A 13,066-nucleotide genomic window follows, 5' to 3' on the forward strand; every position below is an offset into this window, starting at 1 on the left:
GGGTGAGTCAGAGCGCCGTACACATCGTCAAATCTGTAAACACCCGTCTCGCTGAGGAACTGGCCGTCGCAGAAGGCCAGGTGGCGGCCGCTGTGGCGCTGCTCGACGAGGGGGCGACGGTGCCGTTCATCGCCCGCTACCGCAAGGAGGCCACCGGCAGCCTGGACGACGGCCAGCTGCGCACCCTGGAAGAGCGCCTGCAGTACCTACGCGAGCTGGATCAGCGGCGTGCGGCCGTGCTGGCCTCCATCGAGGAGCAGGGCAAGCTCACCGACGCGCTCAAGGCCGCGCTGCTCGCCGCAGACACCAAGGCCCGGGTCGAGGACATCTACCTGCCGTACAAGCAGAAGCGGCGCACCAAGGCGCAGATCGCCCGCGAAGCCGGTTTGGAGCCGCTGGCCGACCGGTTGCTGACCGACCCCACCGTGGTGCCGGACGAGGTCGCGGCCGAATTCCTGGGCGAGAACGTCGCCGACGTCGCCGCCGCGCTCGACGGGGCCCGGCACATCTTGATCGAGCGGGCCGCCGAAGACGCCGAACTGGTGGGCGAGGTCCGCGCGAAGTTCTGGGCCGATGGCACCCTGCGGACCCGGCCGTGGTCCGATGACGCCGCGAAGAGCGCTGCCGCACAGAAGTTTCGCGATTACTTCGATTTCGCGGAGCCGCTGGAGAAGATGCCGTCACACCGGGTGCTGGCGGTGTTGCGTGGTGAGAAGGAAGAGGCACTCGCACTGACCTTCGATCCCGGCGAGGACGAGGTCTACCAAGCCCGGGTCGCACAGTCTCTCGGGATCGATATGACCGCGCCGGGTCCGGCGACGCCGTGGCTGGCCGCGACGGTACGCCTGGCCTGGCGTACCAAGCTCATGATCTCGGCTTCTGTCGACGCCCGGATCAAGCTGCGGCAGCGGGCCGAGGAGGAAGCCACGGCGGTGTTCGCGCGCAACCTCAAGGATCTGCTGCTGGCCGCGCCCGCGGGCACCCGCACCACCCTCGGTCTTGACCCGGGCTTCCGGACCGGCGTGAAGGTCGCCGTGGTGGACGACACCGGCAAGGTGGTCGACAGCTGCGCCATCTTCCCGCACCAGCCGCAGAAGCAATGGGACAACGCCAAGGCCACCCTGGCCGCGTTGGTCGCCCGCCACGGTGTGCAGCTCATCGCGATCGGCAACGGCACCGCCTCGCGTGAAACCGATGCTCTGGCAACCGAACTCATCGCCGATATCCGGGCCGCGGGCGCACCGGCGCCCACCAAGGCCATGGTCAGCGAGGCCGGCGCCTCGGTGTACTCGGCGTCGGCGTACGCCGCCCACGAACTGCCCGACCTCGACGTCACCATCCGAGGCGCGGTCTCCATCGCGCGCAGGCTGCAGGACCCGCTGGCCGAACTGGTGAAGATCGACCCCAAGTCGATCGGTGTCGGGCAGTACCAGCACGACATCACCCCTGGCACGCTGGCCCGCAGCCTGGATGCCGTCGTGGAAGACGCAGTGAACGCCGTCGGGGTGGATCTGAACACCGCGTCGGTGCCGCTGCTGTCGCGGGTGTCCGGGGTGACCGAATCGCTGGCCGAATCCATCGTCGCGCATCGGGAGAAGGTCGGCGCCTTCGCCAGCCGCAAGGCCCTCCTTGAGGTTCCCCGCCTGGGGCCCAAGGCTTTCGAGCAGTGCGCGGGCTTCCTGCGGATCACCGGTGGCCAGGATCCACTGGATGCCTCCGGCGTACACCCCGAGTCCTACCCGGTGGTGCGGCGCATCCTGGACCGTGCCGGTGTCACCCTCGGCGAGCTGATCGGCGACGAGCGGTCGTTGCGGGCACTCAAGCCGGCCGAGTTCGCCGATGACCGCTTCGGGATCCCGACGGTCACCGACATCCTGACCGAGTTGGAGAAACCCGGGCGCGATCCCCGGCCGGCCTTCTCGACCGCCACCTTCGCGGCCGGCGTGGAGAAGGTGGCCGACCTGAAGGTCGGCATGGTGCTCGAAGGTGTCGTGACCAATGTCGCGGCGTTCGGTGCGTTTGTGGACATCGGTGTGCACCAGGACGGGCTGGTGCACGTATCCGCGATGTCGGACCGTTTCGTCTCGGATCCGCATGAGGTGGTCAAGTCGGGTCAGGTGGTGCGCGTCAAGGTGGTCGATGTGGACGTCGAACGCCAGCGCATCGGCTTGACCCTCCGGCTCAACGACAATCCGCAGGGCGGCCAGGGTAAGCGGCCCGAACGGGGTAACAATGCTCCCCGGCGCGATGGTGGCGAACGCCGCAACCAGAACCGTGGCAACCAAGCCCGCCCGGAGCCTCGTCAGTCGTCGGGTTCGATGGCCGACGCGCTACGAAAGGCCGGCTTCGGGCGCTGACCGGAACCGGTCGGTGACCACTCGGTGAACATTCGGTGCCACCGCGGGCCGGCCCACGATGTGTGCAGCGTGGTTTTCGGGGTACCCAGCCCCAGGTAACGAGGTGGAGCGGAGCGCCGAAGGTCCCAGTACGACATCAATTCGCGCTTTCCTCACAAGATGCCGCACGGAAGCGAGCAAACTATGCTCGGCGCGATTGACGGTTGGCCGGTGTGAACAACGTGACAGGAGTGGGCCAGGGGTGAAGACGGTACTGGGTCTGTCGGTGACATCGGCCGGTGTGGGCTGGGTCCTGGTCGACGGCGCAGAACCCGAAGCACTGACGGTCGACGATGACTCCTTCAGCGTCAGCACCATCGATGACCTGCAGTCACGGGCGCTGGCCGCGGTGCGGGGAGCGCAGGCCATCGCGTCGGCCAGCGGGCATGAGATCGAGTCCGTCGGTGTCACCTGGGGCGATGACGTGGCTGCGCATGCGGCGCAGCTGATCGCGACGCTCAAGGAGTGCGGCTACGCCGACGTTCGTTCGGTGCGGCTGCAGAACGCCGCCGCCCCGGCCGCGGAGGACCGCGCCGCCCACGAAGCTGCGGCGCGTGCGGTGACGCTGACCGACGCCGATCTGTCGGTTCTGCTCGATGTGGACATCGAGCCGGAGCCGGCCGATCCGGACGACTCGCTCACGGTGGCGGTGGCACTTCCACCAGAGGCCACCGAAGCAGCCACGACCCGCTTCACCCCGGCCTATGACGCGGCCCGCGCAGTGGCGACCAATGCTGTTCCGGCCGGGTCGACCGACGGCAGAGTTCGTCGTCTACGCGGCTGGGTTCGGGATACGTCACCCGCAAGGTTGGCGACCGTGGCCGGTGCTGCGGCGGTCACCGCTGTGATCGCACTGCTGGCAGTCGGCTCGCAGTTCAGCGACCCTGATGCGCCGGCGCCGCTGGCTACGGCCACCCAGCCGGTGAGCCCGGCGGCGGGGACGTCGCAGATCGTCAGCTCGATCCCGGCTCCCGCGCCGCAGGCTCAGGAGCTCGTCGTGCCCGAGCGGTCGAATTCGGAGCCCGCCGCACCGCCGCCCGTGTATTCCGAAGCCATCGTGCCCTTGCAGGCCGGCGAGCCGGCGGCTATCCCGGTCATACCCGTCGAGGTCCCGCCGCAGGTTGCCGTGGCGCCCGAGCAGGTGCCGGCCGCGGCGCCCGTCGTCGAACAGGCTCCTGGTCCGCTGCCCGGCCCGCCGCCCGCCGCGGTGCCGGTCGTTCCCGAGCAGCAGGCCCCCGCGCCTCAGCAGGTCCCGGCGCCTCAGCAGGTTCCTGCGCCGCAGCAGGTCCCGGTGCCGGCGGAGTCCGTGCCGGCACCGCCGCCGGTGGATCCGATTCAGGCGGCGATCAATTCGCTCTTCCCGCCGCCGGCACCTGCTCCGGCACCCGTTCCCTAGTTCAGATGTGGGCGGGCATGCTGTCCCAGCCGCGCACCACCGACGATGACGAGAACACCGCGTTGTCGAGATCGACTGCCCAGTCCGGGAAGCGATTCATGATCTCGTCCAGGGCGATACGGCCCTCGATGCGTGCCAGCGCGTTGCCGAGGCAGTAGTGTGCGCCGACCCCGAACGTCAGGTGCTGCCGCGGCGCCCGGGTCACATCGAACTGGTCGGCGTTCACTCCGAACCGGCGTTCATCGCGGTTGGCCGCACCGATCAACAGGATGATCGCACTGCCCGCAGGCACCGTGGCGTCGTGGAACTCGACATCGCGCATCACGTGGCGGGCGGCCTGTAGCGCCGGCGGCTCGAAGCGCAGGATCTCCTCGACCGCGCCCGGTACCAGGGACCTGTCGTCGACCAACCGGCGGCGTTGATCGGGATGCTCGGAGAGCAGCTTGCCGGCCCACCCGATCAGCCGGGTGGTGGTCTCCGACCCGGCCACCGCGACGACGTTCATGAACATCAGCAGTTCTTCGCGGCGCAGCTTGCGGGTGCGGCCCGTCTCGTCGGTGAACTCGGCGTTGAGCAGTTCGGTGGTCAGGTCATCGGCCGGATGGTCGATCCGCCAGTCGACGAACTCGGCGAACAGTTGACCGTCGGTGATGGGCCCGTCGGGGTTGTCGGTCATCTGGGCTCCCCGTTCGGTGCGCACGTACTTGTCACCGTCTTGCGTGACCCGGCTCTGATAGTCCTCGGGAATGCCGAACAGCTCGCTGACCACGCGCAGCGGCATCACCGCGCCGAGATCCTTGACGAAGTCCAGCCGGTCGGCACCGACGAGTGGGTCCAGGCACCGGGCGGTGAACTCGCGGACCTTCGGTTCCAGCGCGTTGATCTTGCGGGGCGTGAAGGCGCGGGACAGCAGGTTGCGGTGGATGTCGTGGATGGGCGGGTCCTCGAATATCAGCGAGCCCGGTGGGATCTCCACACCGGCCTTGATGATCTCCAACACCGCGCCACGGGCCGAGCTGAACGATGCGTGATCAACCAGCGCACGGTTGACGTCGTCGAACCGGCTGACCGCATAGAAGTCATGAATCTCGTTGTGATACAACGGTGCTTCGTCGCGGAACCGCTTGAACATCGGGTACGGGTTCGCATTGAGGGCCGGGTCCCACGGGTCGTAGTACACCTTGTCGGTGGCGGCAGTCATTCGAACGTCAGCCCGTGCTTGGCGAAGTGCTTGCCCAGGGCCTGCATGTACTCGTCGTGGTGGAACGGTCCGCGTGCGTCGATGGCCAGTTCCAGGAACGGGCCGTACTCTTCGTCGTTGACGTAGGTGGACCAGTGCGTGATCTCGGCATCGTCGTTGGTGTCGACGAAACTGATCGAGTAGAAGCCCATCACCTTGCCGGTGGTCTGCGAGGTGCCCTGCCACCGGTAGCGCATCACGAAGCCGTTCTCTGCCGGCCAGACCTTGAAGTCGACGGGTTTCCAATCGGGGAACTCCACCCCGTAGGCCTTGGCTTCGATGGTGGCCGCGGTATCCCAGTGCGTCGCCACATCTTTGAGGACGAGCTCCTGATCGGCGACGAAGTAGGGGGAGGTGTAGACCGCGTCGTCGGTGAACACCCATTCGTCGTAACTTTCGCCCTCCTGCACCTTCTGCAGGACGTACTTGTCGCGGTAACTCTCGGCCATCCGGCGATGTTTGGCGATCCGGTCTTCCAGCTTCACGCGGTTTCTCCTCGTCTCGGTAGGGCAGCACTTCCCGGTTGCGGTTGTAGCCCCCAGGTGCCGAATGCCATCGCGGTCAGCGTGTAGGTGCCGACGATGAAGATCAGCTCCATGGCGGCGTGTTCGCCGAGTTCGTCCACCAGGGCCTCCCAGGTGGACCAGTCCGCACGACCGGTGCCGATCAGTTCGTCGGTGGCATCCAGGACCAGCCGGTCGGTACCGCTGAAACCGTCATTGCCCTCGGTGAGCGCGGCGACGTCGTCTGCGGTGACGCCCACCGCGGCGCCCAGCCGGACGTGCTGGCCCCATTCGAAAGCCGATCGGTGCCGGTGTGCCACCCGCAGGATGACGAGCTCGCGCAGCCGGCCGGACAACTCGCCGCGTTGTAACAGAAACCCGTTGAATCCCAGGAAAACCCGGGCCATTTCGGGGTGACGGGCCAGCATCCCGATGATGTCGAAGTTCAGCGGGTCCAGCGCCCCACCGGATCCGGCGCGGGGCACCTTGTCGGCAGGCAGGTTCAGCAGCGCCGCGAATGCGGCGTACTCCGGCTCGCCCCACTGGTCGGCACCAAGTGGTGCCATCACTGTGGCAGCGCCATCTGCAGGTACAGGTCAAGGCGCCGAATCCGTTCGTCGGACCCGAACTCATAGACCGAGAGTGAGTTCACCACACTGCGGAAATCGCCCACCACGCTGCGTTCCTCGAGCTCCAGGAACACCAGGCCGTCGTGCTCGGTGATTCGTTTGAACGTGCATTCCCATTCCGAGGTGGTGGCCCAGCCGGTCAGGAACGCCACGTACGCATCCCAGTCCATCTCCTCCTTGAAGGCGCCGACCCGGTGGAAGTTCTCGGTGTCGACGAGCTCGGCCAGGGGTGCCCAGTCCGCGGCCGTGAAGCCGGGTTGTTTGGCCTTGGTGACAAGGTCCCCGGTGGTCTTGGCATACCGGAGTACGGTATCGGCCCGCCGGGACATCAGGTCGCCGCCAGATACCGGTCGATGACGGAGTGGTAATGGGCGATGACGACCTCCTCGTCGACCAACGCCATGTGATCCAGGCGCGCGTTTCGCAGACCGAGCTGCTGACGTGGCATCTGCTCGTAATCCTGCTGCAGCGCTTCGAAATACTTGTAGCTGCCCGGTTCGGTGACGTCCACCAGGTCGGCGGCGAATGCCGCGCGGTGTTCTTGCGGGAGCCACATGAAACTGGTGATGTGCCAGATGCAGCGGTTCGGGTCACCGTCCGGATGCGGGGTGGAAATGATGATCGTCGCCTCGCCGGCGCGAATGGTCATGAAGAAATTGGGGAACAGCACCCAGCCGTGGTTATCGCTCATCTGCTCATCGGTGAGACCGGATACGTCCAGACCGTCGTTGGTCAGTGAGTCGCGCGTGGCTCGCTGTAAGAGGGTGCGGCCGGTCACCCCGTCGGGGAAGACCAAGGTGCCGTCCGGTTCACGGTAGGTCTCGACGAGTTCGGTGAAGCGGGGGAGTACCCGCACCACGCCGGGGAAGGTCTCGGGCAGTTCCATGATGCCCTCCACCTGCTTCTCCGGACCCATGCCCGCGACGTGGGCGACCTCGAACGGGGCCACGGCGACGCTGTGTCTGTCCAGGAATCGGTACTTGGTCTTGGTGGGATCGATGACGATGACGCGCAGCAGTTGTGGATGGATGCCGGAGATGTGATAGCCCTCCTCGAACGCATCCATCACCACTTTCCAGTTGCATTCCAACGGTTCTCGCACATCGAGCACCGTCGTCATCTCGTCGAGGTGATAGGGCTCCAGCATCCCGATGACGTCTTCGCCGAGGAAGTCGCGCAGCGGAGCCGCATCCGGATCCGGGTTGAGGAAGATGAATCCGGCGAAGGTGTCAACCGCCACCTGGAGCAAACCGTAGGCGTCCTTGTCGATTTCGGGCTTCGAGCAGCCGCGCAGATTTCCGTCCAGGTCATAGGACCACAGGTGGTACTGACAGACGATGCGCTGCCGGGCCTGGCCGGTGCCCGAGAGCAACACGTTGCCGCGGTGCCGACAGGCGTTCACGAACCCGCGAAGGTCGCCGTCCTTGCCGAGCATCACGACATAGGACTGGTCGAAGATCCGGTACTCCTTGAAGTCGCCGGGCTTTCGCAGTTCGTCGACGCGTCCCACGATCTGCCAGACGCGGGTCCAGATGGCTTTTCGTTCGCGGTCGACGAACTCGGGCGAGGTGTACCGCTCGGTGGGGATCTGCATGGGGAAGAGCGCGCTGGCGGCATCGGGGGTGAGGCCTTCGGCGTCGACCCAGTCACCGGGGCGGGCGGATCGTGCGGAATCGATGGACATGGAGATCCCTTCCGGGAAGAAACGTCAGAGCTGTGACGACAGTCACGATAATACATAGATGAATCTCAGATACAAGAATGTATTTGAGATGATTTCTTGCAAGAATGACGGGGTGACCGAGCGCTGGACCAGGGAACGGCGGATGGAGCAGACCCGTACCGTGCTGCTCGATGCCGCGGAGAAGATCTTCGCCGGACGCGGGTACGCCGGGTCGCTGGAGGACATCGCCGAAGCCGCCGGCTATACCCGCGGCGCGATCTACGCCCAGTTCGGCGGCAAGGACGAGTTGTTCCTGGCGGTCATCGAGCGGCACCGCCAGCGTTTCCTGGACGGATTCGCCGACGTGATGCAGTCCTACGATCGGCTGGCCGATATCGACGTGACCGGCTTTGCCGAACGGTGGCGACTACTCAGCGGGGCTGATGCCTTACACGCGGCGGCCCTGAACTGCGAGTTCACCCTGTTTCTGCTGCGCAACCCGGCGGCGCGGGAGCGGGTGGCGGCCCAGCGGCTGGAAACCATTCGATCGCTGGCGGACTACATCACCAAAGGTGTTGCCCGGCTTGGAGGTACGTTACGCATCCCGGCCGAGCCATTGGCCCGCGTGTTGCTGGCCACCAACGACGGGATCACCCTGGCCAGCCATCTGGACGGCGAGGATCTCTACGGCACCTTCCTGCAGTTGGTGCTCTCGAGTGTCGGTCCGCCTCAAGGATGAGGACTCGACATTAAGCGTAGTGTGTCTAACTATGGCACGTACAGACAACGACACTTGGGATCTGGCCTCCAGCGTGGGCGTGACGGCGACCGTGGTGGCCATGCAGCGGGCGATGGCCACTCGTGGTCCACGACCGCTGATCTATGACCCTTACGCCGAACCGCTGGTCTCCGCGGTCGGCCTGGACGCGTTCACCCGGTATGCCCGCGGTGAGATCGACACCGACGGCGGACCGTTCGATGTGCACCGGATGTCGGACGGGATCGCCGCGCGGACCAAGTACTTCGACGATTTCTTCGCCGACGCGACGGCCGCCGGTATTCGGCAGGCGGTCATCTTCGCCTCCGGGCTGGACGCCCGCGCCTACCGGCTGAGGTGGCCGGCGGACACCACGGTGTACGAACTGGACCAGCCGCAGGTCATCGAATTCAAGACCGGCGTGCTCGCCGATCAGGGCGCCGTGCCCGCCATCGAGCACCGGCCCATCGGTATCGATCTGCGCGACGACTGGCCGGCGGCGTTGCGGGCCAACGGGTTCGATCCATCCCAGCCGACGGCGTGGATCGCCGAGGGCCTGCTCGTCTACCTGCCGCCGGATGCGCAGGACCGCCTGCTGGACAACGTCACCGCGCTCAGTGCCCCGGGCAGCCGGATCGCCGCGGAGAACACCGGCACGCTCACCCCGGACGAGCTGGCGCGGATCGGCGATCAGATGCGGTCTGCCCAGGAGCAGTGGCAGGGCAAGGGAATCGACGGTTTCGGCGGCGCGACCGATATCGATATCACCGAGCTGTTCTACGCCGGTGAGCGCACCGAGTCGTCGGTGTTCCTTGCCGACCGGGGCTGGGCTGTGACCCTGCACAAGAGTTCGGAGCTGTATGCCACGTACGGACTGGAGCCGCCGATCGAGGGCTTGTCCGCCTTCGGTGACATCACCTACCTGACCGCCATTCTCGGTTAGCGCGGTGCGCTGGACCGTCGGCAGTACGCACACCCTTTCCGACCTGATCCCCGCCGAGCCCGCTGCGGTGCGGGCCTTCTATGTCGACCTGGCCAACCTTACGCTGGTGCATCCGCTCGTGGTGTCGGTGCGGCCGACCCGCCACCGGGAGGCGCCCGGTGGCGGTCAGCTGCGGGCCTACCGGGTCCGGGATCGGATCCCGTTGGGTCGCCTCGTGTTACGCGCGAGCTACGCGGCCGAACTGTATATCCCCGCTCGAGGTGAGGTGCTGACCGAGGCGCGGCAGTTCCCCGGTGTGCGACTCTTCGGCCGGGTGTCGTTCGACGGTACGGCCGAGGGCACCACGCTCACCGAACATCTCGACATCACGGCGCCGGCGGTACTGGCCGCGCTCACGGTGCGTCAGGCCCTCGCCGCTCATGTATCGATGCTCGCCGGGATCCGGCGGTATTTCCAGGCGCTGAGATGACGACGGGAAATGGCTTACCGTAAGTATTACGGGATGGCATACTGACTTTTATGGGTGCGCAATCTGCCGACTCCGATGACCTCCTGCCGCCGGCGGTGGCGCGCCTGGGCGCCGACCGCACGGCCGTCTACCGGCTCGACGTGATCGGGGTGGACACCGCCGACGTGGTGCGTTCGGCGGGCGGCTGGCTTTTCGACCGGGCGATGGCCGGTTGGGATGTGCAGGTGACGTTGACCAGGCCGGGCGACCTGCGCCCGCTGCAGATCCTGGGCCTGCGCACCGGCGATCGGCGTGACGAGTCGGTGGCCGTGGCCGCCGCGGGCGAACTCAGCGGCCGGGTACAGGCGGCGCTGAAACGGGGACGCACCGAAGTCACCGTGTGGAACGCCGGCCGGCTCACCGCGCTGGTACCGGTGCGGCACGTGCTCAGTGCGGCGGCGTGCGCCTTCAAGGCCCAGGCGCTGGCTGCCGCCGGACTCGACCCCGCGGGTGTGCACCCGGCCGAGGTGTTCCATGGCGGGAACAGGTCGCTGCTGGTGGTCCCGTCGGACTTGACGGCGATCTAGGGGCTCGACGCGACCGCGCCGGCGGCAATCGTCTTGGCCCAGCGGTAATCAGCCTTACCGGCCGGCGAGCGCACGATCTTCGGCTCCCGGATGAAGGCCTTGGGGATCTTGTACCGGGCGACCGATCGCCCGCAGATCTCGGCGAGCTCCTCGTCGGAGGCGGACGCGCCGTCGGCCAGTTGGACCACGGCGACCACTTCTTGGCCCCAACGCTCCGACGGGCGGCCCACCACCACGACGTCGTAGACCTTCGGATGCGCGGCGATGGCCCGCTCGACTTCCTCGACGAAGATCTTCTCGCCGCCGGAGTTGATGGTCACCGAATCGCGGCCGAGCAGTTCGATCCGGCCGTCCGCCAACACATTTGCCCGGTCCCCGGGAACCGACCAGCGCACGCCGTCGATCGTCGGGAACGTCCGTGCGGACTTCTCCGCGTCGCCCAGATAGCCCAGGGGGATCAGATCGCGACGGGCCAGCCATCCGCCGCCCTCACCCGGCAGCAGCACCCGGCTGAAATCCTCGGCGACGACGGCGGTGTCGGACTGCGCGCTGAACACCGCAGCAGGGGCCGGCTGAGCTGTGCCGGATTCGCGGCTCGCCGCGGCGGTGGAGTAGGTGCTCATCTGCGCTCCGGACTCCGAGGCGCCGACCGCGTCGAGCAGCATGACGTGGGGAAGTGCGGTGAGGATGCGTTCCCGCACCGTGGGCGACAGGGCTGCACCGCCGTTGGTGATGGTGAACAGGCCGGACAGGTCGTAATCGCCGTTCTCGATCTCCTCGATCAGTGGCCGCGCAACTGCGTCGCCGACCACCGGGATGGTCAGCACCCGTTCGCGTTCGGCCAGCCGCAGGACGTCGGCCGGGCGCAGCCGCTCGACATCGTCGGGGATCACGATCCGGCCGCCCATCGTGATGGCGTTGTAGGCGGCCCATTGTGCGGCGCCGTGCATGAACGGCGGGATCATCAGCATGCCGAGGGCGCCGCCGGCGGTGCGGGCCTTCTCGGCGAGCTCCTCGTAGGAACTCAGGGCGTGATCGCTGCCGAACGGGCGTCCGCCCATCGAGGACAGGAAGATGTCGTGCTGGCGCCAGAGCACACCCTTGGGCATGCCGGTGGTGCCGCCGGTGTAGAGGATGTACAGGTCGTCGCCGCAGGCCTGGGGCAGGCCCCCCGCCGGGGTGGGGGTGGCGATGGTGGATTCGTAGTCGACCGCACCCGGGAGCAGTTCGTGACCGGACGCGTCGGCCACCTGCAGGAGCACCTCCAGGTGCGGTACCCGGTCCCGGATGGCCGCCACCCGTGGGGCGAACTCGGCGTTGTAGACCAAGGCCCGGGCCTTCGAGTCGTTGAGCAGGTAGACGAGCTCCTCCTCGACGTAGCGGAAGCTCACGTTGTACGGGGCGACGCGGGCGCGGTAACTGCCGATCATCGACTCGAGGTACTCGTTGCCGTTGCGCAGATAGATGCCCAGGTGGTCCTGACCGGACTCGTGCCCGGCCAGGGCGTCGCGTTCGGTGTGCACGCCCAAACCCGCCGACACCAGGAAACTGGCGAACCCGTCGATCCGCCGATCGAACTCGGCGTAGGTGTAGCGCCGGTCGCGCCACACCAGGAAGGTCTGCTCGGGGACGGCCTTGGCCACGGTGCCGAACACAGAGGACAGGTCGAAGCTCACGCCACTCATGACAGCAGACCATACATGGTGCCGCTGTCTGTATGGTCGATGTGGTCGAACAACATTCCTTGAATCATGGGCACGTTCAATACACCTCGGCGCGGACCACCAGTCCCGCCAAAGGTCTAGGGTCGTGTGACCGCGCGGCAGGCCCGCCCGTCCGTAACGTGAGCGGGATGAGCTGGACAGCATTGGAAACGTTGATCCGCACCTGCGTCGACACCGCGCTGGAGCGCCGCGCCGAATGGGACCGCCTTGATGCCGCCGTCGGTGACGGGGATTTCGGGAGCAGCCTGGCCCGTGGCGCGCGCGGCGTCGCGGCGCAGTGGGAGGACCTCGACCGCTCGTCTCCGGAAACGTTCCTGCGGGCTGTGGGTGCCGTGCTGAATCGCGAAATGGGCGGTAGCTCAGGGCCGCTGCTGTCAGTGGCCTGTGAACGAGCAGGGGCGAAGGCGGGTGATGTCGAGGCGATCGACGTGGCCACTGCCGGCGCCATGGTGCAGGCCGCAGCGGCGGGGATCGCCGAGTTGGGGCAGAGCGGTCCCGGGGACAAGACCCTGCTCGACGCCCTGCTGCCGGCCGGAGCCGCCATCGCCCGGGTCGCGGCGCAGGGTGGCACCGCGACCGCGGCCTACACCGACGCTGCGGTCGCCGCGGCCGAGGGTGCGCGATCCACCCGGGAATTCGTGGCCAAGCGTGGCCGAGCCGCCTATTCGGCGCAACGCAATATCGGCGCGCCCGATCCCGGTGCGGTGGCGGTGGCCGAGATCGCTGCCGCCGCCGGGCGCGGGGTGGGTGTCGAGGTACCCGATGTCAGCGATTTGACGG

At 67.2% G+C, this 13,066-nt stretch carries 12 protein-coding genes and 1 pseudogene; 7 read left to right on the forward strand and 6 right to left on the reverse strand.

Translation table 11 applies throughout. The features are described from left to right. The first annotated feature begins 2 nt into the window (after positions 1-2). Complete coding sequence (locus H7J86_RS02050; protein ID WP_308204811.1) at positions 3-2,357, forward strand: Tex family protein; 2,355 nt, start codon at positions 3-5, stop codon at positions 2,355-2,357. A gap of 241 nt (positions 2,358-2,598) precedes the next feature. Then, complete coding sequence (locus tag H7J86_RS02055; protein ID WP_267289083.1) at positions 2,599-3,792, forward strand: DUF7159 family protein; 1,194 nt, start codon at positions 2,599-2,601, stop codon at positions 3,790-3,792. A 1-nt stretch (position 3,793) separates the two neighbouring features. Here H7J86_RS02055 and H7J86_RS02060 read toward each other — a convergent pair whose 3' ends face one another. The 5 genes from H7J86_RS02060 to H7J86_RS02080 are packed head-to-tail and all read right to left on the reverse strand — an operon-like array spanning position 3,794 to position 7,848. Further along, positions 3,794-4,993: a cytochrome P450 gene (locus H7J86_RS02060; RefSeq protein WP_267289085.1), complete on the reverse strand. Its 1,200-nt coding sequence runs from the start codon at positions 4,991-4,993 to the stop codon at positions 3,794-3,796. Continuing rightward, complete coding sequence (locus H7J86_RS02065) at positions 4,990-5,517, reverse strand: hypothetical protein (protein WP_267289087.1); 528 nt, start codon at positions 5,515-5,517, stop codon at positions 4,990-4,992. The genes H7J86_RS02060 and H7J86_RS02065 overlap by 4 nt, the downstream gene beginning before the upstream one ends. Continuing rightward, the gene (locus tag H7J86_RS02070; protein WP_267289089.1) at positions 5,514-6,101 is read right to left on the reverse strand and encodes a carboxymuconolactone decarboxylase family protein; all 588 of its coding nucleotides are present in this window, start codon (positions 6,099-6,101) and stop codon (positions 5,514-5,516) included. The genes H7J86_RS02065 and H7J86_RS02070 overlap by 4 nt, the downstream gene beginning before the upstream one ends. Continuing rightward, entirely contained in the window at positions 6,101-6,493 is a 393-nt protein-coding gene (locus H7J86_RS02075; RefSeq protein WP_090361084.1) for a hypothetical protein, read from the reverse strand. The genes H7J86_RS02070 and H7J86_RS02075 overlap by 1 nt, the downstream gene beginning before the upstream one ends. Continuing rightward, a complete protein-coding gene (locus H7J86_RS02080; RefSeq protein WP_267289091.1) occupies positions 6,493-7,848 on the reverse strand; it encodes an aromatic ring-hydroxylating oxygenase subunit alpha in 1,356 nt (451 codons plus the stop codon). Before H7J86_RS02080 ends, H7J86_RS02075 begins: the two co-directional genes overlap by 1 nt. A 112-nt stretch (positions 7,849-7,960) precedes the next feature. On the opposite strand from H7J86_RS02080, the gene H7J86_RS02085 reads away from it, so the two are divergent. Genes H7J86_RS02085 through H7J86_RS02100 form a run of 4 tightly spaced genes read left to right on the forward strand, consistent with a single transcriptional unit; the run spans position 7,961 to position 10,562 of the window. Beyond that, entirely contained in the window at positions 7,961-8,566 is a 606-nt protein-coding gene (locus H7J86_RS02085) for a TetR/AcrR family transcriptional regulator (RefSeq protein WP_267289093.1), read from the forward strand. 31 nt (positions 8,567-8,597) lie between these two features. Beyond that, positions 8,598-9,527 carry a class I SAM-dependent methyltransferase gene (locus tag H7J86_RS02090; protein ID WP_187095749.1) on the forward strand — a complete coding sequence of 310 codons (930 nt, stop codon included), beginning with the start codon at positions 8,598-8,600 and terminating at the stop codon, positions 9,525-9,527. 4 nt (positions 9,528-9,531) lie between these two features. Continuing rightward, positions 9,532-9,996: an SRPBCC family protein gene (locus H7J86_RS02095; RefSeq protein ID WP_267289095.1), complete on the forward strand. Its 465-nt coding sequence runs from the start codon at positions 9,532-9,534 to the stop codon at positions 9,994-9,996. Between the two features lie 50 nt (positions 9,997-10,046). Beyond that, the gene (locus H7J86_RS02100) at positions 10,047-10,562 is read left to right on the forward strand and encodes a hypothetical protein (RefSeq protein ID WP_267289097.1); all 516 of its coding nucleotides are present in this window, start codon (positions 10,047-10,049) and stop codon (positions 10,560-10,562) included. On the opposite strand, the gene H7J86_RS02105 is transcribed toward H7J86_RS02100, so the two are convergent. Continuing rightward, positions 10,559-12,247, reverse strand: coding sequence for an acyl-CoA synthetase (locus H7J86_RS02105; protein ID WP_267289099.1), 1,689 nt, complete (start codon positions 12,245-12,247; stop codon positions 10,559-10,561). The genes H7J86_RS02100 and H7J86_RS02105 overlap by 4 nt on opposite strands. A gap of 167 nt (positions 12,248-12,414) precedes the next feature. Between H7J86_RS02105 and H7J86_RS02110 the strand changes: the two are divergent. Next, positions 12,415-13,005, forward strand: a pseudogene (locus H7J86_RS02110) (DAK2 domain-containing protein); the annotation flags it as partial. Positions 13,006-13,066: the final 61 nt, after the last annotated feature.

The sequence above is a fragment of the Mycobacterium hackensackense genome (assembly GCF_025822555.1).
In the GTDB taxonomy this organism is placed as follows: Bacteria; Actinomycetota; Actinomycetes; order Mycobacteriales; family Mycobacteriaceae; genus Mycobacterium; species Mycobacterium fluoranthenivorans.

Bases quoted from the DNA above. Each gene is read 5' to 3' on its own strand.
- H7J86_RS02060 (WP_267289085.1), bottom strand. From the start codon at position 4,993: ATGACTGCCGCCACCGACAAGGTGTACTACGACCCGTGGGACCCGGCC.
- H7J86_RS02070 (WP_267289089.1), bottom strand. From the start codon at position 6,101: ATGGCACCACTTGGTGCCGACCAGTGGGGCGAGCCGGAGTACGCCGCA.
- H7J86_RS02075 (WP_090361084.1), bottom strand. From the start codon at position 6,493: ATGTCCCGGCGGGCCGATACCGTACTCCGGTATGCCAAGACCACCGGG.
- H7J86_RS02080 (WP_267289091.1), bottom strand. From the start codon at position 7,848: ATGTCCATCGATTCCGCACGATCCGCCCGCCCCGGTGACTGGGTCGAC.
- H7J86_RS02090 (WP_187095749.1), top strand. From the start codon at position 8,598: ATGGCACGTACAGACAACGACACTTGGGATCTGGCCTCCAGCGTGGGC.
- H7J86_RS02100 (WP_267289097.1), top strand. From the start codon at position 10,047: ATGGGTGCGCAATCTGCCGACTCCGATGACCTCCTGCCGCCGGCGGTG.
- H7J86_RS02105 (WP_267289099.1), bottom strand. From the start codon at position 12,247: ATGAGTGGCGTGAGCTTCGACCTGTCCTCTGTGTTCGGCACCGTGGCC.